Annotated in this window: 19 protein-coding genes; 18 read left to right on the forward strand and 1 reads right to left on the reverse strand. The window is 70.9% G+C overall.

The features are described from left to right. Window positions 1-28 precede the first annotated feature (28 nt). The 11 genes from I4J89_RS18735 to I4J89_RS18785 all read left to right on the forward strand — a co-directional run bounded on the left by I4J89_RS18735 (window position 29) and on the right by I4J89_RS18785 (window position 12317). Window positions 29-844 carry a DivIVA domain-containing protein gene (locus tag I4J89_RS18735; protein ID WP_196415279.1) on the forward strand — a complete coding sequence of 272 codons (816 nt, stop codon included), beginning with the start codon at window positions 29-31 and terminating at the stop codon, window positions 842-844. 33 nt (window positions 845-877) lie between these two features. Beyond that, window positions 878-1783, forward strand: a complete 906-nt coding sequence (locus tag I4J89_RS18740) for a hypothetical protein (protein ID WP_196415280.1) — start codon at window positions 878-880, stop codon at window positions 1781-1783. 2 nt (window positions 1784-1785) lie between these two features. After that, entirely contained in the window at window positions 1786-2094 is a 309-nt protein-coding gene (locus tag I4J89_RS18745) for a DUF167 domain-containing protein (protein WP_196415281.1), read from the forward strand. Window positions 2095-2414: 320 nt separating this feature from the next. Next, window positions 2415-2837, forward strand: a complete 423-nt coding sequence (locus tag I4J89_RS18750; protein ID WP_196415282.1) for a TraR/DksA family transcriptional regulator — start codon at window positions 2415-2417, stop codon at window positions 2835-2837. Then, window positions 2834-3424: a signal peptidase II gene (gene lspA / locus I4J89_RS18755; RefSeq protein ID WP_373688144.1), complete on the forward strand. Its 591-nt coding sequence runs from the start codon at window positions 2834-2836 to the stop codon at window positions 3422-3424. The genes I4J89_RS18750 and lspA overlap by 4 nt, the downstream gene beginning before the upstream one ends. Further along, the gene (locus tag I4J89_RS18760; RefSeq protein WP_196415284.1) at window positions 3421-4350 is read left to right on the forward strand and encodes an RluA family pseudouridine synthase; all 930 of its coding nucleotides are present in this window, start codon (window positions 3421-3423) and stop codon (window positions 4348-4350) included. Before lspA ends, I4J89_RS18760 begins: the two co-directional genes overlap by 4 nt. Window positions 4351-4438: 88 nt before the next feature. After that, a complete protein-coding gene (locus tag I4J89_RS18765; protein ID WP_230859182.1) occupies window positions 4439-5386 on the forward strand; it encodes a hypothetical protein in 948 nt (315 codons plus the stop codon). Between the two features lie 197 nt (window positions 5387-5583). Continuing rightward, window positions 5584-7047 carry an AAA family ATPase gene (locus tag I4J89_RS18770; protein WP_196415286.1) on the forward strand — a complete coding sequence of 488 codons (1464 nt, stop codon included), beginning with the start codon at window positions 5584-5586 and terminating at the stop codon, window positions 7045-7047. Window positions 7048-7090: 43 nt separating this feature from the next. Beyond that, window positions 7091-10624, forward strand: a complete 3534-nt coding sequence (gene dnaE / locus I4J89_RS18775) for a DNA polymerase III subunit alpha (RefSeq protein WP_196415287.1) — start codon at window positions 7091-7093, stop codon at window positions 10622-10624. A 30-nt stretch (window positions 10625-10654) separates the two neighbouring features. Next, window positions 10655-11542 carry a hypothetical protein gene (locus I4J89_RS18780; protein WP_196415288.1) on the forward strand — a complete coding sequence of 296 codons (888 nt, stop codon included), beginning with the start codon at window positions 10655-10657 and terminating at the stop codon, window positions 11540-11542. Between the two features lie 217 nt (window positions 11543-11759). Further along, window positions 11760-12317 (forward strand): hypothetical protein, encoded by a 558-nt coding sequence (locus I4J89_RS18785; RefSeq protein ID WP_196415289.1) that lies wholly within the window; start codon window positions 11760-11762, stop codon window positions 12315-12317. A 117-nt stretch (window positions 12318-12434) separates the two neighbouring features. Here the strand turns inward: I4J89_RS18785 and I4J89_RS18790 are convergent, their stop codons facing one another. Continuing rightward, the gene (locus I4J89_RS18790) at window positions 12435-13142 is read right to left on the reverse strand and encodes an LON peptidase substrate-binding domain-containing protein (RefSeq protein ID WP_196415290.1); all 708 of its coding nucleotides are present in this window, start codon (window positions 13140-13142) and stop codon (window positions 12435-12437) included. A gap of 106 nt (window positions 13143-13248) precedes the next feature. Here I4J89_RS18790 and I4J89_RS18795 point away from each other — a divergent pair, with 106 nt between their 5' ends. The 7 genes from I4J89_RS18795 to I4J89_RS18825 all read left to right on the forward strand — a co-directional run bounded on the left by I4J89_RS18795 (window position 13249) and on the right by I4J89_RS18825 (window position 18261). Next, entirely contained in the window at window positions 13249-14067 is an 819-nt protein-coding gene (locus I4J89_RS18795) for a hypothetical protein (protein ID WP_196415291.1), read from the forward strand. Between the two features lie 68 nt (window positions 14068-14135). Further along, a complete protein-coding gene (gene hisD, locus I4J89_RS18800; protein WP_196415292.1) occupies window positions 14136-15446 on the forward strand; it encodes a histidinol dehydrogenase in 1311 nt (436 codons plus the stop codon). Continuing rightward, complete coding sequence (locus I4J89_RS18805; protein WP_196415293.1) at window positions 15443-16519, forward strand: histidinol-phosphate transaminase; 1077 nt, start codon at window positions 15443-15445, stop codon at window positions 16517-16519. The genes hisD and I4J89_RS18805 overlap by 4 nt, the downstream gene beginning before the upstream one ends. Next, window positions 16516-17127, forward strand: a complete 612-nt coding sequence (gene hisB / locus I4J89_RS18810) for an imidazoleglycerol-phosphate dehydratase HisB (protein WP_196415294.1) — start codon at window positions 16516-16518, stop codon at window positions 17125-17127. The genes I4J89_RS18805 and hisB overlap by 4 nt, the downstream gene beginning before the upstream one ends. Next, entirely contained in the window at window positions 17124-17285 is a 162-nt protein-coding gene (locus I4J89_RS18815; RefSeq protein WP_196415295.1) for a CG2302 family histidine operon protein, read from the forward strand. The genes hisB and I4J89_RS18815 overlap by 4 nt, the downstream gene beginning before the upstream one ends. Further along, window positions 17285-17944 (forward strand): imidazole glycerol phosphate synthase subunit HisH, encoded by a 660-nt coding sequence (hisH, locus tag I4J89_RS18820; RefSeq protein ID WP_196415296.1) that lies wholly within the window; start codon window positions 17285-17287, stop codon window positions 17942-17944. The genes I4J89_RS18815 and hisH overlap by 1 nt, the downstream gene beginning before the upstream one ends. After that, window positions 17941-18261, forward strand: a complete 321-nt coding sequence (locus I4J89_RS18825) for a hypothetical protein (protein WP_196415297.1) — start codon at window positions 17941-17943, stop codon at window positions 18259-18261. The genes hisH and I4J89_RS18825 overlap by 4 nt, the downstream gene beginning before the upstream one ends. Window positions 18262-18264: the final 3 nt, after the last annotated feature.

Consider the following 18264-nt stretch of genomic DNA (forward strand, 5'->3'; position numbering starts at 1 on the left):
GCGGCCGCGACTGACCCGAGGAGTTTCGATGCCGCTGACCCCGGCCGACGTGCACAACGTCGCCTTCAAGAAGCCCCCGATCGGCAAGCGGGGGTATGACGAGGAGGAGGTCGACGCCTTCCTTGACGAGGTGGAGCGCGAGCTCGCCCGTCTGATCGAGGAGAACAACGAGCTGCGTGCCCAGGTGGAGCGTGGCGGTCGGGGTGGCGCACCAGCCGGCCCGGGTGCCGACCCCCGCATGGCCGCCGAGCTCAACGACCTGAAGGCCCAGCTCGACCGGGTGCAGCGGGACAAGACCGCGGCTGAGCAGGCCGCCCGTCAGATGCAGGCCGAGCTGGAGCAGGTGCGGGCCCAGGGCCCCGGCCCCGGCCCGGCAGCCGGTGGCGCCGACGGCGAGCAGCAGGCCCTGCGCGTGCTGATGATGGCCCAGCGCACCGCCGACGACCACGTGTCGGACGCCCGGCGCGAGGCCGACAAGCTTCTCTCCGACGCCCGCTCCAAGGCGGAGGAGGTCACCCGCGAGGCCCGGGCCAAGGCCGACGCCCTCGAGCGCGACGCCCGTCAGCGGCACCAGGAGGCCATGGGCGGCCTGGACGCCAAGCGGACCGCGCTGCAGAAGCACATCGAGGAGCTGAAGCAGTTCGAGCGGGAGTACCGCACGCGCCTCAAGGCGTACCTGGAAAGCCAGCTGCGCGACCTGGACGGCCGGGGTCAGGGCCTCGAGGCCGAGCTGTCGCGTGCCGACGCCAGCCGTTCCGTGGGTGGTTCCGGTGGTCTGGCCGCGGCCGGTCTCGCCGGTTCGTACGGCGGTGGCCGGGCCAACTCCATCGAATCGGGTCGCTGACCCCAGCACATCGCACCGCGACGAGGATGAGCCATGATCGTTGCTAGTTTCCTGCTCATCCCCGTCGCGGTGCTGTTTGTCGCGCTCGGGCTGATCAACGGTTCGAGCAGCCTTCTCATAGCCTCGATCGTGGTCAGCCTGTCGGCCGCGGTCACCCTGGTGATCGGCCTCCGGCAGGCCGCCGCCCGCCGCGTCGAGGTCCCGCTCGGGCCCGAGCCCGCCGTTCCGATGCCGGGGTCACCCACCCGAGGGGACCGGCCGGACGGCGACGACGAGACCGTGGTCGACGCCTCCGCCGACGATTCTGCCCCCGGCGCGGCGGCGTTCGCAGGTGATTCGGCGAGCTACCGCGACCCCGATCTCGCCGATCAGGTCGGCGCCGCACAGCCGGTCCCGCCGGTCGGCGAGGACACCACCGAGGACGAGGCGGACGAGGCTCGCGCGGCCGGTTCCCGGGACACGGCCGCCCATTTGAGTGGCGAGCGCGGTGCCGTTCCGTCCGCTGGCGCAGACTATGCCCAATCTGACTCCGCGCCCGAATCCGACCCGCGAGCGGCCGCCTCCGCCACCATCCACGCGGCCCGCACTCCCGAGCCGGAGGACCAGTCCTGGCGCCGTCCCGCCGAGTCGCCCGCGGCGGCCGCGGCCGAGCCGCCCGATCCGGCGGCTGACGAGTTCGGCGAGCCGGACGACGACGACCCCGACGACGAGCCGCTGCCCCAGTCCGTCCGCCCGGCCGACGCCGTGCTGATCGCCCGGCTGGACCTCGAGGTCCTCGTGGTGGACGGGCGGCCGCGCTATCACATGGCGGACTGTCCGCACCTGGTCGGCCGGTTGACCGAGCCGCTGCCGGTGAACGAGGCGGTCGAGCTCGGCTTCAGCCCGTGCGGGCTGTGCCGTCCGGTGGACCGGCTGGTCGCCGCCGTGGCGCACCGCTGACCGTGGCCGTTCACCGTCCGGCGGCCGGGGACTCGGTTCCGGTACGCGTACGGCCGGGCGCCGGGCGTACCCGGGTGGGTGGTCGTTATGACGGTCCACACGGTCCGGCGCTGATCGTCGCCGTCGGCGCGCCGGCGGTCGACGGCAAAGCGACCGAGGCGGTCCGCCGGGCGCTCGCCGACGCCCTCGGGGTCCGCCCCGCCGAAGTGGCTCTGCGCCTCGGAGCGACCAGCCGGGACAAGGTCTTCACGGTGTCGGCGCCGGCGGCCCGGTGGGCGGGCCGGTTCGCCACACTCCGGGACGGAGCCTGATGACTCCACGTGAAGGTTGCGTCACCTGAGGTGTATCGTCGGTTATCCGACGGGCTGGTGACCCCTTCATGCCGGTTTGTCGGAACCGAGAAGGATGGCGGGTTGTCGAGGTATCTCACCTTCCGTATCCTTGCCAGCCTCACCGAGTGCGCGGCCGTTTCCCGCCGCGCCATTTGTGCAGGTGGGGCAAGATCTACGGCGGTGCACCGCTGAGGACGACGGGGAATGACAGGGGAGAGGCGGCATAGGCCACCAGCCCGCCGCCCGCGATCCCGTAGACCGCTGATCGCCGCGCGACTGGCGCGGCCGAGGGAGCGACGATGGCCAAGGCAACCGAAATCCGGGCCGGTTCGACCGGTGGGTCCGCCGCTGAGCGCAGCCGCACCGCCGAAGAGACCGAACAGATCCGGCAGGCTCTGGTCGCGCGGCTGGGCGACCTGCAGGCCGAGTACGATCAGGCGCTCAGCGAGATCTCCGAGTTGCAGCGCGAGCGGCTCGCCGACTCGGCCGGGGACGACCAGGCCGACACCGGCACCAAGACGTTCGAGCGGGAACAGGAGATCACGCTGGCCAACAACCTGCTCGAGCGGATCACACAGGTGGAACGCGCCCTCGATCGGCTCAGTGCGGGCAACTACGGTTGGTGTGAGCGGTGCGGCAACCAGATTCCGGTCGAGCGACTGGCCGCGTTCCCGTCCGCCACGCTCTGTGTCTCTTGTAAGCAGTTGGAGGAACGACGCTGAACGCCGACGAGCCAGCGGCTGTGGACCCACGTCCACGGTTCGCGCCCCGAGCCGTGGCCGTCCTGGCCGCCACCGCGGTCATCGCCGTGGCGGTCGACCAGTGGACCAAGCACCTGTCCACCGAGAACCTGGAGCCGGGTGAGCCGGTCCGGATCCTCGGTGGGCTGATCCACCTGTCGCTGCTGCGCAACAGCGGGGCGGCGTTCAGCTTCGGTAGCTCGTACACCTGGGTCTTCCCGCTGATCACGCTGGTGGTGGTCGGCTGGATCGGGTGGATGGCCAGCCGGCTGCGCTCGGTGCCGTGGGCGATCGCGCTGGGCCTGGTGCTCGGCGGCGCGCTCGGCAACCTGACCGACCGGCTGTTCCGGGCGCCCGGCTTCCTGCACGGCCACGTGGTCGACATGATCAGCGTCTTCGGGCCGTACGGGGAGTACTTCGCGGTCTTCAACTTCGCCGACAGCTGCCTGAGCGTCGGTGTGGTGCTCGCCGTGCTGCTCGAGCTGACCGGACGGCAGCGCGACGGCAGCCGCCTGCAGAGCAAGAAGAACAACCCGCAGCCGGCTACCGGAGCGGAGGAGCGGGCATGAGCGGGCAGCGTTCCCTGCCGGTTCCGGACGGTCTGGACGGCATGCGGCTCGACCAGGCCGTGTCCCGGCTCTTCGGGCTCTCCCGGACCGCCGCCGCGACCCTGGTCGAGGCCGGTGACGCCCTGGTGGACGGCGTGCCGCGGGCCAAGTCGGAGAAGGTCGCGGCCGGCTCCTGGCTGGAGGTGACCCTGCCCGCCCCGGTGTCGGCTCCGGTGATCGTGGCCGAGCCGGTGCACGGCCTCGGCATCATCTACAGCGACGACGACATCGTGGTGGTGGACAAGCCGGTCGGCGTCGCCGCGCACCCGAGCCCCGGCTGGACCGGTCCGACCGTGGTCGGCGGCCTGGCCGCGATGGGGCAGAACGTGGCCACCAGCGGTGCCGCCGAGCGGCAGGGCGTCGTGCACCGGCTCGACGTGGGCACCACCGGCCTGATGGTGGTGGCCAAGAGCGAGACGGCGTACAGCGTGCTGAAGCGGGCGTTCAAGGAGCGCGAGGTGGAGAAGCGGTACCACGCCGTGGTCCAGGGCCACCTCGACCCGCTGCGCGGCACCATCGACGCCCCGATCGACCGGCACCCCACCGCCGACTACAAGTTCGCGGTGATGTCCGGCGGCAAGCCCAGCGTGACGCACTACGACACGCTCGAGGCGTTCCGCTCGGCCAGCCTGGTCGACGTGCGGCTGGAGACCGGGCGGACCCACCAGATCCGGGTGCACTTCTCGGCGATGCGTCACCCCTGCGCCGGTGACCTGACGTACGGTGCCGACCCCACGCTGGCCTCCCGCCTCAAGCTGGAACGTCAGTGGCTGCACGCCCGTGAGCTGGCGTTCCTGCACCCGCGGACACTCGAGGAGGTTCGGTTCGTCAGCGATTACCCTGACGACCTGAAATTCGCGCTGGACGTCCTGGAGGACGCCGGCTGACCGTCGGGGGGAGTGGGTTTCCCTTTTGTTCTCCGCTGCGGACAAGCACAGGATCCGGTTCGGGGGCGGCTCGCTCCGGTTGCAGATCATGACCGGAGTGGCGCTGGCGGCTACCGTCGTGCTGGTTCTGGTCGTCTTCTGGGTGGATCGCGACCTGCCGTCGGGCGAGGACCCGGGCGACGTGGTCCGGGTCGGTGTGGTCGAGGGCCAGTCGGTCTCCGGCTACCTGCGGGCGTCGCAGGAGGAGCTGGCGAAGCTCACCGACCCGTCGGCGCCGGTGGCCGGTGACACCTGGGCGCTGGTGAGCCTCGGGGCGTACGCGTTGCCGGCCCGGGTCGCCGATCTGCTGGCCGGTGCCGCGGTGGCGCAGGTGTACGCGCGGGTGCCGCTGCCGGACAGCCGGACCCAGGTCACCCGGATCCCGGTGTACCGGATGCCCGACGACGTGACCGCCGGAATGCTGAACGCGGCCCTGGCCCGGGACCAGGAGCAGGCCGAGTACCTGCGGCTGGGCCGGGCACTGGAGGGCTCCGGGCGCACCGAGACCCGGCTGCGGTCGACGTACGAGTCGGCGGCCCGCACCGCCGCCGAGGAGGCGGCCGCGTACCGGGCGGGGTGCGGGTGCGTCTTCGCCGCGGTGGTCCGGGCCACCCCGGCGGTGCTCAGCGACCTGGCCGGCCGTGCCGGGGTGCGATCGGTGGACCCGGCGCCGGAGGTGCACCGCCTGGACCGTACCGAGTTCCGGCCGCCGCTGCCGGAGGAGTCCGGGACGGTCGATCCGGAGCCGGAACGCTCCGGGGTGCGGGTGCCGGGCACCGCTGTCGTGCCATCGGATAAATCGCCCATTGCCTCCGTACGGCCCACGCCGATACCGTCGTCGATCGGGACTCATGTGACATCCGCCTCACCCGAGGATTCGGGCGAGGAGTCGCTTCCGGCCGTATTGCCTTCCGAGCGAGGCGTTGCCGTACCCTCTGCACCGGACGCGAGTCCTGTTCGGGAAGGGGCCGGTCCGTCCGCGGCAGCATCGCGGTGAGGGATCCGGCCGTTAAGTTTCCGTCTGCGAAAACGGCCGGGTGGATGCACGTGCACGACCAGCGTGCCGCTATGTGATCAAGAACGACCGGAGGATGGGCAGTCGGTCGGTGGCCCGAATAGGGTTCTCGTCCGTAGCCTGTCAGGGGCGAGAACGTCGCTGAGGACCAAATCGGGTAGGCGCAGAGAGGACGAGCCGTGGACGGGACCGAGACCGGCTGGGGCCGGCCTGCGGAACCAGCCCCGCGCTGGCGGGCGCTGCTCGACCGTGCCCGGCATGGGAACCGCAGCGAGGAGCCGGAACAGGTTCAGCCGGAAACCCAGGAACAACAGCAGCAGCAGCAGTGGGGCCAGCAGCCGCCGGCGAGCCGTGGCGCGGCCGGGGTGGAGCGTCGCCCGTTCAACCCACTGGACCCGCGGGCGGCCGAGCGCCGTGCCGCGGAGCCGCCGCCGCCACCGGCCGAGCCTCGCCCGATGCCGCAGCGGCCGATCAACCCGCTGGATCCGCGCTGGCAGTCGCGGCGTGAGGCCGAGCAGCCGAGCACCTACTTCGACCCGGCGCCGCGTTCCGCGCAGCCTCCGACGCCGCCGCCCGCCCGGGAGTACGGCGCGGGCACCGGCTACGCCGCCCCGGCCCGCGAGTATCCGCCGAACGGGTACGCCCCAGGCAACGGTTACCCGCCGCAGCCCAACGGCTACGCGCCACCCGCTTTCCCGGCCCAGGCGGCGGCCGCCCCGGCGCCCGCGTACCCGGCGCCGCCGGTCGTGCCCCGCACCCCCGCCGTGCAGCCCTCGCCCACGTCGCCCGCCCCGGCGGCGGCCCGGATCGAGTGGCGGCAGAGCCGCACCGACGACGGGACGGACCGGGCTGTCGCGGTGATGCGCCGCAAGCTCGGCAAGCCGCGCGTGCTGGCCTTCGCCAACCCCAAGGGCGGCGTGCACAAGACCACCGCCACCGTGCTCGCCGCGGCGACCATCGGCAGCGTCCGCGGCCGTGGCGTGCTGGCCTGGGACGACAACGAGCTGCGCGGCACCCTGGGCCTGCGGGCCGGCAGCGCCCGGCACGCCCGGACCATAAAGCATCTCCTCGCCGACCTGATGCGGATCGAGAACCTGCACGGTGACGCGCTGCTCCAGGAGCTCGACGCCTACCTGCGGCACGCCTCGGACGGCTCCTACGACGTGCTGGCCGGTGAGGAGAACCCGCGGTTCGCCCAGCGGCTCGACCAGGGCACGGTGCGGCGGGTGATGGACCTGCTGCGGCGTACCCACGACGTGATCTGCGTGGACACCGGCAACAACGTGGAGAGCGTGAACTGGCAGACGGTCATGCGGACGGCCGACCAGCTGGTGATCACCACGGTGCCCCGGGAGGACGCCGCCTTCACCGCCGACTGGATGCTCGACGTGCTCGAGGAGAGCGGGATGGGCGACATGGTGGCCAACGCCGTGACGCTGATCTCCTGCCCGTCGCCGGGTCACCTGCCGCTGCTCGGGGACTTCCAGAAGCACTTCGCCACGCGTACCCGTGCGGTCGCCGTGGTGCCCTACGACCCGGCGCTCGAGGTCGGCTCCTCGATCGAGTACGCGGATCTTCAGAACGAGACGAGGCAGGCGTGGCTTCGTGCCGCGTCCGTCATGCTGGAGCCTTTTGCCGAGTAATTTCGGCTAGGATTCCGGGGCCGTCGACTTGAGGGGGGTCTAGGTGTCCGACTCGTTCGTGCATCTCCATGTACACACTGAGTACTCGATGCTCGACGGCGCGGCCCGGATCAAGGAACTCCTCGGTGAGGCGAAACGGCTCGGCATGCCGGCCGCCGCGATCACCGACCACGGCAACATGCACGGCGCGTACGAGATGTACAGGCAGGCGAAAGACGCCGGCATCATCCCGGTGATCGGCGTCGAGGCCTATCTCGCGCCCGACTCGCGGCTGACCAAGAGCCGGGTCAAGTGGGGCCGTCCGGAGCAGAAGTCGGACGACGTCTCCGGTAACGGTGCGTACACGCACATGACCATGTGGGCACGCAACGCCGTCGGCCTGAAGAACCTGTTCCGGCTCAACTCGCGGGCGTCCATGGAGGGCCAGCTCGGCAAGTACCCGCGGATGGACTTCGACATCATCGCGGAGCACGCCGAGGGCATCATGGGCACCACCGGCTGCCCGTCCGGCGCGGTGCAGACCCGGCTGCGGCTCGGGCAGTTCGACGAGGCGCTCAAGTCCGCGGCGATGTACCAGGAGGCGCTCGGGAAGGACAACTACTTCCTCGAGATCATGGACCACGGGCTGTCCATCGAGAAGCGGGTCCGGGACGGCCTGCTGGAGATCGGGCAGAAGCTCGGCATCAAGCCGCTGGTCACCAACGACTCGCACTACACGTACGAGGCTCAGGCCGAGGCGCACGACGTGCTGCTCTGCGTGCAGACCGGCAGCAACGTCGCCGACCCGAACAGATTCCGCTTCGACGGCAACGGTTACTTCGTGAAGTCGGCCGACCAGATGCGCGCCGTGGACTCCTCCGAGGCGTGGCAGCAGGGCTGCCGGAACACCCTGCTGGTGGCGGAGAAAGTGGACATCGACGGGATGTTCACCTTCAAGAACCTGATGCCCCGGTTCCCCATCCCGGACGGCTACACCGAGGAGGAGTACTTCCGGCACGTGGCCTTCGAGGGCCTGCGCCGGCGCTTCCCGGACGGCATCCCGGAGACGCACGTCAAGCAGGCGGAGTACGAGCTGGACGTCATCATCAAGATGGGCTTCCCGGCGTACTTCCTGGTGGTCGCGGACTTCATCCAGTGGGCGAAGAACAACGGCATCGCGGTCGGCCCGGGCCGTGGCTCCGCGGCCGGCTCCCTGATCGCGTACGCGATGGGCATCACCGACCTGGACCCGCTGCCGCACGGCCTGATCTTCGAGCGGTTCCTCAACCCCGAGCGTGTCTCGATGCCCGATGTCGACATCGACTTCGACGAGCGCCGGCGCGGCGAGGTCATCCGGTACGTGACCGAGAAGTGGGGCGACGACCGGGTCGCCCAGATCGCGACGTTCGGCACGATCAAGGCGAAGGCCGCGATCAAGGACTCGGCCCGGGTGCTCGGCTACCCGTTCGCGGTGGGCGACAAGATCACCAAGGCGATGCCGCCGGACGTCATGGGCAAGGGCATCACGCTCGGTGGCATCTTCAACAAGGAAGACAAGCGGTACAACGAGGCCGGTGAGATCCGTTCGCTCTACGAGACGGACCCGGACGTCAAGAAGGTCATCGACACCGCGCGCGGCATCGAGGGCCTGATCCGGCAGACCGGTGTGCACGCGGCCGGCGTGATCATGTCCGCCGAGCCGATCATCGACCACATCCCGCTCATGCGCCGGGCCTCCGACGGCGTGATCATCACGCAGTTCGACTACCCGACCTGCGAGACGCTCGGCCTGCTGAAGATGGACTTCCTGGGCCTGCGGAACCTGACGATCATCGACGACGCGAACAAGAACATCGAGCTTAACCACGGCAAGGCGCTGGACCTGCTGGCCCTGCCGCTGGACGATCAGGCGGCGTACGACCTGCTGGCCCGCGGTGACACGCTCGGCGTGTTCCAGCTGGACGGCGGGCCGATGCGCTCGCTGCTGCGGTTGATGAAGCCGGACAACTTCGAGGACATCTCCGCCGTCCTGGCGCTCTACCGTCCCGGCCCGATGGGCGTCGACTCGCACACCAACTACGCGCTCCGCAAGAACAAGCTCCAGGAGATCACCCCGATCCACCCGGAGCTGGAGGAGCCGCTGCGGGAGATCCTGGAGCCGACCTACGGCCTGATCGTCTACCAGGAGCAGGTGCAGCGCGCCGCGCAGATCCTCGCCGGCTACAGCCTCGGCCAGGCCGACCTGCTCCGCCGCGCCATGGGTAAGAAGAAGAAGGAGATCCTGGACAAGGAGTTCATCCCGTTCCGCGACGGCTGCCGCGAGCACGGCTACTCCGACCAGGCGATCCAGGCGGTGTGGGACGTGCTTGTCCCGTTCGCCGGCTACGCCTTCAACAAGGCGCACTCCGCGGCGTACGGGCTGGTGTCCTACTGGACGGCGTACCTGAAGGCGCACTACCCGGCCGAGTACATGGCCGGTCTGCTCACCAGCGTCGGCGACGACAAGGACAAGATGGCCGTCTACCTGGCCGAGTGCCGGCGCATGGGCATCCAGGTGCTGCCGCCGGACGTGAACCAGTCGGCCGGCCCGTTCACCCCGGTCGGCAAGGACATCCGGTTCGGCCTGGGCGCGGTCCGCAACGTGGGCGGCAACGTCGTCGAGGCGGTCGTCCGGTGCCGGAAGGAGAAGTCGGAGTACAACGACTTCTACGACTTCCTGTCCAAAGTCGATGCCGTGGCCTGCAACAAGCGGACCATCGAATCGCTGATCAAGGCGGGCGCGTTCGACTCGATGGGGCACAGCCGCAAGGGGTTGCTCGCCGTGCACGCCGAGGCGATCGACGCGTACGCGGACGTCAAGCGCAACGAGGCGGCCGGCCAGTTCGACCTGTTCGGAGCGTTCGGCGACACCCCCGGCGGGTCGTCGGCCACGGTGGCCATGCCGACCATCGGCGACACCGAGTGGGACAAGCGCGACAAGCTCGCCTTCGAGCGGGAGATGCTCGGCCTCTACGTCTCCGACCACCCGCTGGCCGGCCTGGAGGTGCTGCTGCAGAACTCGGCGGACACCAGCATCGCCGCGCTCAACGAGGACGGTTCGGTCCCGGACGGCCAGGTGGTCACCCTCGCCGGCATCCTCACCGGGGTGCAGCGCCGGATCACCAAGCAGGGTCGCGCGTGGGCCTCGGCCACCCTGGAGGACCTGGCCGGTGGGGTCGAGGCGCTCTTCTTCCCGAACACGTACGAGCTGGTCGGGCAGTACATCGCCGAGGACGCGATCGTGGTCGTCAAGGGCCGGGTCGACCGGCGCGACGACACCCCGCGGATCATGGCGATGGACATGTCCATACCGGACATCACTCACAACCCGGACAGCAAGCCGGTCACCCTCACGATGCCGATCACGCGCTGCACCCCGCCGCTCGTGGACGAGCTCAAGGAGATCCTGGTGAGCCATCCCGGCGACACGGAGGTGCACGTCCATCTCCAGAACGGCAGCCGTACCACGGTCATGCGCCTGGGCGGCGTACGCGTCGCGCCGACGCCGGCGCTGCGGGCGGACCTGAAAATGATCCTCGGTCCCTCGGCCGTGGCCTGACGGTCGTGGCCGATCTGGAAGGATCGTAGGGTGCACCCGAGTGAGGAGCCGTCCGGGCCTTCCTGCGTCCCCGAGCCGCCGTACGACCCAGGCCGGCCCGGGCGGTGGTCGGTGCGCAGCTGGGGCATCCAGCACGGCAGCCACCGTCCGTGGCGCCGAACCCTGACCGTCGCGGCCCTCACCACGGCCGTGATCAGCGCCCTAGGCGTGCCGCTCGGCCTGCTCTGGGCCTGGCTGGCGCCAGGCGTGCCGGTCATCGACATCGGCGACAGCGGCGTCGTGGTCAACGACCCCTCGCCGGAGCAGTACGTCGCCGCCGACGGCTGGTTCACCCTGCTCGGTCTAGCCTTCGGCATCCTCGTCGCGGTCGCCGCCTGGCTCATCCTGCGCCGAGACCGGGGTCCGTTCCTGCTGGCCGGCGTAGTGCTGGGAGCGTCGCTCGCCGGCCACTACGTGGCCCCCTTCATCGGCGAGCTGATCGGTCGCGGCGACTACGACCAGTGGCGGGCCACCGCCGCACGGGGCGCCACCTACCTGGCACCCCCCGAGGTCCATTCACTAGGCCCCACCCTGGTGCCCGCCTTCGCCGCGGCGATCGTGCTCACCCTGCTGGCCGGCTGGTCGAACGACCCGGACCTGGACCACCCAGGCGCCCAGCCCGGCTACGGCCCCAACCACCCCGGCCTGCCGGGCTACCCCACATACGATTCCTACGACGCCTCCGGCAACCTCGGAGCGCCGGCTTCCTACGACCTGGCCTCCTACGACCCGGCCCACGGCAGGCCCGCCGCTGGCGATCCGGCAGATCCCGCGACCGGCCACTCCCCTTACCCGAATGAGGCGGTCCAGGCGCCCGCTCCGAACGGCAACGGCTTCAGCTCCGAGCCCGCACCCCAAGACCCGAACCGGCCGGCCTAGCAGCCACGCTTCCTCTCTTCCGGGGTACGCGCACGCACCGTCCCGCCGAATCCCGGCCGTCCCGCCGAGCCGCGCGACCACCCACGGCGAGACGCCCCAACGCGCCCGCCGGGCCCATGGAGACGGCATTCACCGCTGATGTTGTGCGGCCGAGCGCCGCCGAAGGGGCGCTGTTCGGCTGAACCGGAGGCTCCCAAGATCACGTATCTTGCTCGCCGTGGCAGTGAGATCATCAAAGGCCCGGGTCGCCCTGGCAGCGCTGTTCCTTCCGATGGTCACGGCCTGCGGCGCGGAGAGCGAGCGCGGCGCCGTCCAGGCTCCGGCGAGCAGCGCACCACCAGCGGTCTGCGCCGACCCGATCAACGACCCCGGTCATTGCGCGTTCGAATTGAAGGACAGCGCCCGGCGAACAAGCGTGCCCGCCATCGGTGAGAGCGAGTCGCTGGACGAGGCCGCCGTCGCCGTGTTCAACACCGCACGCGGCGGCGGATGCCTGGAGGAGCTCGACAGCAGCGGGACCTGCGCCGGGGAGGCCGTGCTGGAGGCGACCGAAGAGTACGTGACCCGGGTCCAGCGGGCGCTGATCATGGCCGGGTACACCGACGCGGTCGTACGGCTCGGCCGGGCCGAGGATCCGACCGTGCCCGGCGCGCTGCTCTGGGCGGTACGGGTCGGTGACGTCTGCGTGTTCGGTGACATCGTTCCGGGGCCGGACCGGCGGTGGCACGAGTGGTACGCGGGCCTGCTTCCGGACGGCCGCTGCCTGATCGCGTGACCGGCGCCTGCATGGGCCCGGCGGGCGCGTTGGGGCGTCTCGCCGTGGGTGGCCGCGTGGCTCGGCGGGACGGCCGGGATTCGGCGGGACGGCGCGTGCGCGTACCCCGAAATGTTTTTAGTTGGGGCTTGCCGGGCGGGCCAGGTCGGAGAGCGGCACCGGCACGGCCCGGACCCGCGCCAGCAGGCCGGCCTCGCGGTTGAGCAGGCGCAACTCGGCGCGTAGCCGGCTCGCCGTGTCGGGCATGGCGAGCAGCAGCTGGCGTTCCTCGACGGTCAGCTGGGCGGTGGCGGCGACCAGGTGGGACAGCACGGTCGGGTCGTCGGGCACCTGGTCCAGCACTTCGCTGTTGGGCCGCAGCAGCTCCAGGTAGGCCTGGAAGGCGGTCAGCACGCGCGGCGCCAGCAGGTGGGCGGTCTCGTCGGCCTCGGTCTCCTCGGGGAGCCAGCGCACCTGCGCGGTGAGGTACGGCGTGGTGCCCTGCTCGACGCTCAGCACGGTGAACCGGCGCCGGCCGACGGTCATGATGTCGAAGCGGCCGTCCGGCAGCTCGGTGACGTGGCGCAGCTCGGCGGTGCAGCCCACCTCGTAGAGATCGGCGGCGCTCACCGACGGGGTGTCGGCGGCCGGGCCGTCGCCGGTGTCGGGCGCCACCTCGCTGCCGTGCCGGAGGGTGACCACACCGAACTCGTGCGGTGTGTCCGCGGACTGTGCCACCAGCTCCCGAACGAGCGTGCGGTAACGCTCCTCGAAGATGTGCAGGGGCAGCACCAGACCGGGAAAGAGCACCGTGCTCAGCGGGAACACCGGCAACCGATCGCTCACGCGTTCAGCCTAGTCGCCGACCGACCTTGGTCAACCCGGCGCGGCGGCCCGGCCACACCCGGGTATCCGGGTCGCGTGACCCTACCAAGATCGATACCGTGCGCCGATGGCATCGAACTTCGACTGTCTGGGACTGGGTTCACTGGACCCGGCCGGACTGAACACGCTTCTCCAGCAAATCGTGCCGGCTGCCGAGGTGATCGGTACGGCCGACGACATCGTCGTCCGGCGGTGGACCGACCCGTCGGGTGTGCGGCTGGCACTGGTCCTGCGGGAGGGGCAGCCGCTGGAGCTGCTGCCGTCGTACGCCGGTGTGCCGGGCGCCCGTCTGCGCGGCGTGCGCCGGGTCAACGACGAGATGGTGGTCGCCGACGTGGTGGACGACGACGGCGAACAGACCACGATGCTGGCCGCCGCGGCCGAGCAGCTGAGCCTGCTGAGCCCGGGCGCCGATCCGGTGGACGGCCGGGCCGCGGTCATCGCGCTGGGTGTGGACGTCTCGGTGCACGCGGATGAGGCGGCCTTCACCGCGTCCGATGCGAGCCTGTTGAGCAGCGATCAGGACGATTCCGAACCGCCGGCGCACTTCGTCGAGAACGGCTGGTCGTGGCCGCCGCGGATGGGCGCCGAGTCGTTCATCTCGTACGGGACGTTCGATCAGGCGGACGGCGAGCCCTACGCGCGGCTCAACGGCGTGGTGCTGAGCGCGGAACGGCGTACCGTGGCGGCCACCGGCGGTGAGTTCTCGGTGGCCCGGGTGCGGACCGTGGGTTTCCAGGCGGACCTCTGCCTGCCTCCCGAACTGCCCACCCCGGAGGCCGGGAACGTGGTCGCGGGCACCGTGTACCTGGTCGCCGATCTGCCGTTCGTGTCCGCGCCGCGGACCGTGCCGGCGAAGGGCAAGCGATCATGGTGGCGCAGATGACATCCCAACGCCTGGGCCTGGCCGGTCGCGGGCGATAACCCGGTTCCGCGGCCGCCTAGACTGGGCGTGTGCTGAATCGGATCGACCTGCGCGGCTCCCGCCGGGACCCGCGCGGACTGCTGCCCCGTGCCCAGCTCGACGTCTCCGTGGCGGTCGAGCGGATCCGTCCGGTCGTCGAGGCGGTGCATCAGCATGGGTTCAGCGCGATCCGGGAGGCGACCGAGAAGTTCGACGGCGTCCGGCTGGAGCGCCTGCGGGTGCCGGCCGAGGCGATCGCCGCCGCTGCCGAGACGCTCGACCCCGAGGTCCGCGCCGCGTTGCTCGAGGCCATCAAGCGAGCCCGCAAGGTGCACGCCGACCAGCGCCGCACCGACACGACCACGCAGGTGGTCGAGGGTGGCACGGTCACCGAGCGCTGGGTGCCGGTCCGCCGCGTCGGGCTGTACGTGCCGGGTGGTCTCGCCGTCTACCCCTCCACCGTGGTGATGAACGTGGTGCCCGCGCAGGAGGCCGGCGTCGAGGGCCTGGTCGTGGCGTCGCCGCCGCAGGTGTCGAACAACGGCCTGCCGGACTCCCGGGTGCTGGCCGCCTGTGCGCTGCTCGGCGTCGACGAGGTCTACGCGGTCGGTGGCGCCCAGGCGATCGCGATGCTGGGCTACGGGTCGGACGGTGCCGACGCGGGCGACCGCTGTGAGCCGGTCGACGTCATCACCGGGCCGGGCAACATCTGGGTCACCGCGGCCAAGCGGATGCTGCGCGGCACGGTCGGGATCGACGCCGAGGCCGGGCCGACCGAGATCGCCATCCTGGCCGACGAGACCGCCGACCCGCGGCACGTCGCGGCCGACCTGATCAGCCAGGCGGAGCACGACCCGCTCGCCGCGAGTGTCCTGGTCACCGACTCGGAGGCGCTTGCCGAAGCGGTCGAGGCCGAGCTCGGTAAGCAGGTCGCGGCCACCAAGCACGACGAGCGGGTGCGGACGGCGCTGACCGGTGAGCAGTCCGGTGTGGTGCTGGTCGACGATCTCGAGCAGGGTCTCGCGGTCGTCGACGCGTACGCGGCGGAGCACCTGGAGATCCAGACGCGCGACGCGCGGCAGTTGGCCATGCGGGTGCGCAACGCCGGCGCGATCTTCGTCGGTGCCTGGGCGCCGGTGTCGCTCGGCGACTATGCGGCCGGGTCCAACCACGTGCTGCCGACCGGTGGTTGCGCCCGGCACTCGTCGGGGCTGTCGGTGCAGTCGTTCCTGCGCGGCATCCACGTCGTGGAGTACACGGAGGACGCTCTGCGCGATGTTGCGGGGCACGTGGTGGCGCTGGCCAACGCCGAGGACCTCCCGGCGCACGGTGATGCGGTGAAGGCGAGGTTCGCGCGGTGACCACGATCGACGATCTGCCGATCCGGGACGACCTGCGCGGCAAGTCACCGTACGGCGCGCCGCAGCTCGACGTCGCGGTCCGGCTGAACACCAACGAGAACTCGTACTCGGTGCCGGACGACGTGGTCGAGGCGATCGGCAAGGCCGTGCAGGCCGAGTTGCGCGACCTCAACCGCTACCCGGACCGTGACGCGATCGCGCTGCGTACCGAGCTGGCCGGTTACCTCGGGCACGGCCTGACCACGGCGAACGTGTGGGCCGCGAACGGGTCGAACGAGGTGCAGCAGCAGCTGCTCCAGGCGTTCGGCGGTCCGGGGCGTTCGGCGCTCGGCTTCGGCCCGTCCTACTCGATGCACCCGCTGCTGGCGCAGGGCACCGGCACCCGCTGGATCGGCGCGCTACGCGATCCGGACTTCGGCCTGAGCCCGGAAGCCGCGGTCGCGGAGATCGAGAAGCACGACCCGGACCTGGTCTTCGTCTGCTCGCCGAACAACCCGACCGGCACCGCACTCGACCCGTCGGTGATCGACGCGATCCTGGCGACGGCGCGCGGCATGGTGATCGTGGACGAGGCGTACACCGAGTTCGCGCGTCCCGGCACACCGAGCGCCCTGACGCTGCTGCCGGGACACCCCCGCCTGGTGGTGAGCCGCACGATGAGCAAGGCGTTCGGCTTCGCCGGTGGCCGGCTGGGCTATCTGGCCGCCGATCCGGCGGTGGTGGACGCCGTGCAGCTGGTGCGGCTGCCCTACCACCTCTCGGCGATCAGCCAGGCGGCCGCCCGCGCGGCCGTGGTGCAGCGTGACTCGCTGCTCGCCACCGTCGAGGCGATCAAGGTGCAGCGCGACCGGATCGTCGCCACGCTGCGTGAGCGTGGCACCAGGGTGGCCGACAGCGACGCCAACTTCGTGCTGTTCGAGACCGGCGGGGACCAGAAGGTCGCGTGGCAGGCGTTCCTCGACCGGGGCGTGCTGATCCGTGACGTGGGCCTGGCCGGCTGGCTGCGCGTCACCGCCGGCACCGAATCCGAGACCACCGCATTCCTGACCGCCGCCGAGGAGATCCTGTCGTGAGTCGGACCGCGCGTATCGAGCGCGTCACCAACGAGACCAAAGTGCTGATCGAGATTGACCTCGACGGCACCGGCAAGGGCGACCTGAGCACCGGGGTCGGCTTCTACGACCACATGCTCAACCAGCTCGCCAAGCACGGCGGGTTCGACCTGACCGTGCGCTGCGAGGGCGACCTGGAGATCGACTCGCACCACACCATGGAGGACACCGCGATCGCGCTGGGCGAGGCCTTCGCGACGGCGCTCGGCGACAAGCGGGGCATCCGGCGGTACGGGTCGGCCACCATCCCGATGGACGAGGTGCTGGTCCGGGCCGCCGTGGACCTGTCCGGCCGGCCCTACGTGGTGCACGACGAGCCGCTGCTCACGCCGTACATCGGGCCGGTCTACGCGACGAGCATGACCCGGCACATCTTCGAGGCGTTCGGCCACGCGGCCAAGGTGACCCTGCACGTGGACGTGCTGCGCGCCTGCCGGCCGGGCGGCCACCCGGACGCGCACCACGTGGTGGAGGCCCAGTTCAAGGCGTTCTCCCGGGCGCTGCGCGAGGCCGTCGAGATCGATCCGCGGAACGCCGGGTCGCTGCCGTCGACCAAGGGAGTGCTGTGATCTCCCTGGTCCTGTTCGCGCTCGCCGGGATTCTGATCGGCGGGGTGATCCAGCTGGTCAAGTCGGACGCCACCAAGTTCAGCATCGGCCTCACCGCTGTGCTCGCCCTGCTGGCCACCGCGGGCGGGTTCGCCTGGTGGCCGTCCGGGGAGGCGTGATGGCTGAGCTCTCCCGCGGCGGAAAACAGAAGGAAACCCCGAAGGTGGTCATCCTCGACTACGGCTCGGGCAATCTGCGCTCGGCGGAGCGGGCGGTCGCTCGTACCGGGGTGGACGTGACCGTGACCAGCGATCTGGAGGCAGCGGCTGCGGCCGACGGCCTGGTCGTCCCCGGTGTCGGGGCGTACGCCGCCTGCATGGCCGGGATCGAGCAGCTCGGCGCCGGTCCGGTGATCGCGGAACGGGTGGCGGCCGGCAAGCCGGTTCTGGGCATCTGCGTCGGCATGCAGATCCTCTTCGACTCCGGTGTCGAGCACGGCGTGGAGACCAAGGGGCTGGGCCTGCTGCCCGGCTCGGTCACCAAGCTCGCCGCCGAGCGGATCCCGCACATGGGCTGGAACACCGTGGAGGTTCCGGACGGCTCCCGGTTGCTGGGTGGACTCGCCGCGGACACCCGGTTCTACTTCGTCCACTCGTACGCCGCTCAAGATCTTGATGTGCTGGCGCAAGCCGGCGCCAAGGTGACCACCGCGAGCCATGACCTGCCGTTCGCGGCCGTGGTGGAGACCGGCGCGCTCAGCGCCGCGCAGTTCCACCCGGAGAAGTCGGCGGACGCCGGATACACGCTGCTCAGCAACTGGGTCGCGACACTGCGATGAGCAAGGAACGCGCTCGACGGCGGGCCGAGCGGCTCGCCGTCCTGGAGAAGGACAAGGCCGCCCGCGCCCGGAGGGTGGCCCGGCGTGGCCGTCGTCAGGCCCTCGTGCGGCGCCTGAAACCGAGGTTCGGCCGGGACGGCCGGCTGTATTACCGCAGCCGGCGGCAGCGGATCGGCATCGTGGTCGTCACGCTGCTCGCCATCGCCGCGGTCTGGACGCTCATCCCGGAACTCGCACTACGCATCATCCTCACCGCACTACTCGTTCTCGCCGTGCCCGCCCTCGTCGTCGTGGTGCTCGGTCGCCGTTCTTCATAGGAG

This window comes from Actinoplanes aureus (assembly GCF_015704865.1).
Taxonomy (GTDB): Bacteria; Actinomycetota; Actinomycetes; order Mycobacteriales; family Micromonosporaceae; genus Actinoplanes; species Actinoplanes aureus.

Excerpts from the sequence above, each read along its gene's own strand:
- I4J89_RS18735 (WP_196415279.1), top strand. The coding sequence starts at position 29 with ATGCCGCTGACCCCGGCCGACGTGCACAACGTCGCCTTCAAGAAGCCC.
- I4J89_RS18740 (WP_196415280.1), top strand. The coding sequence starts at position 878 with ATGATCGTTGCTAGTTTCCTGCTCATCCCCGTCGCGGTGCTGTTTGTC.
- I4J89_RS18750 (WP_196415282.1), top strand. The coding sequence starts at position 2,415 with ATGGCCAAGGCAACCGAAATCCGGGCCGGTTCGACCGGTGGGTCCGCC.
- I4J89_RS18760 (WP_196415284.1), top strand. The coding sequence starts at position 3,421 with ATGAGCGGGCAGCGTTCCCTGCCGGTTCCGGACGGTCTGGACGGCATG.
- I4J89_RS18765 (WP_230859182.1), top strand. The coding sequence starts at position 4,439 with ATGACCGGAGTGGCGCTGGCGGCTACCGTCGTGCTGGTTCTGGTCGTC.
- I4J89_RS18795 (WP_196415291.1), top strand. The coding sequence starts at position 13,249 with ATGGCATCGAACTTCGACTGTCTGGGACTGGGTTCACTGGACCCGGCC.
- hisH (WP_196415296.1), top strand. The coding sequence starts at position 17,285 with ATGGCTGAGCTCTCCCGCGGCGGAAAACAGAAGGAAACCCCGAAGGTG.
- I4J89_RS18825 (WP_196415297.1), top strand. The coding sequence starts at position 17,941 with ATGAGCAAGGAACGCGCTCGACGGCGGGCCGAGCGGCTCGCCGTCCTG.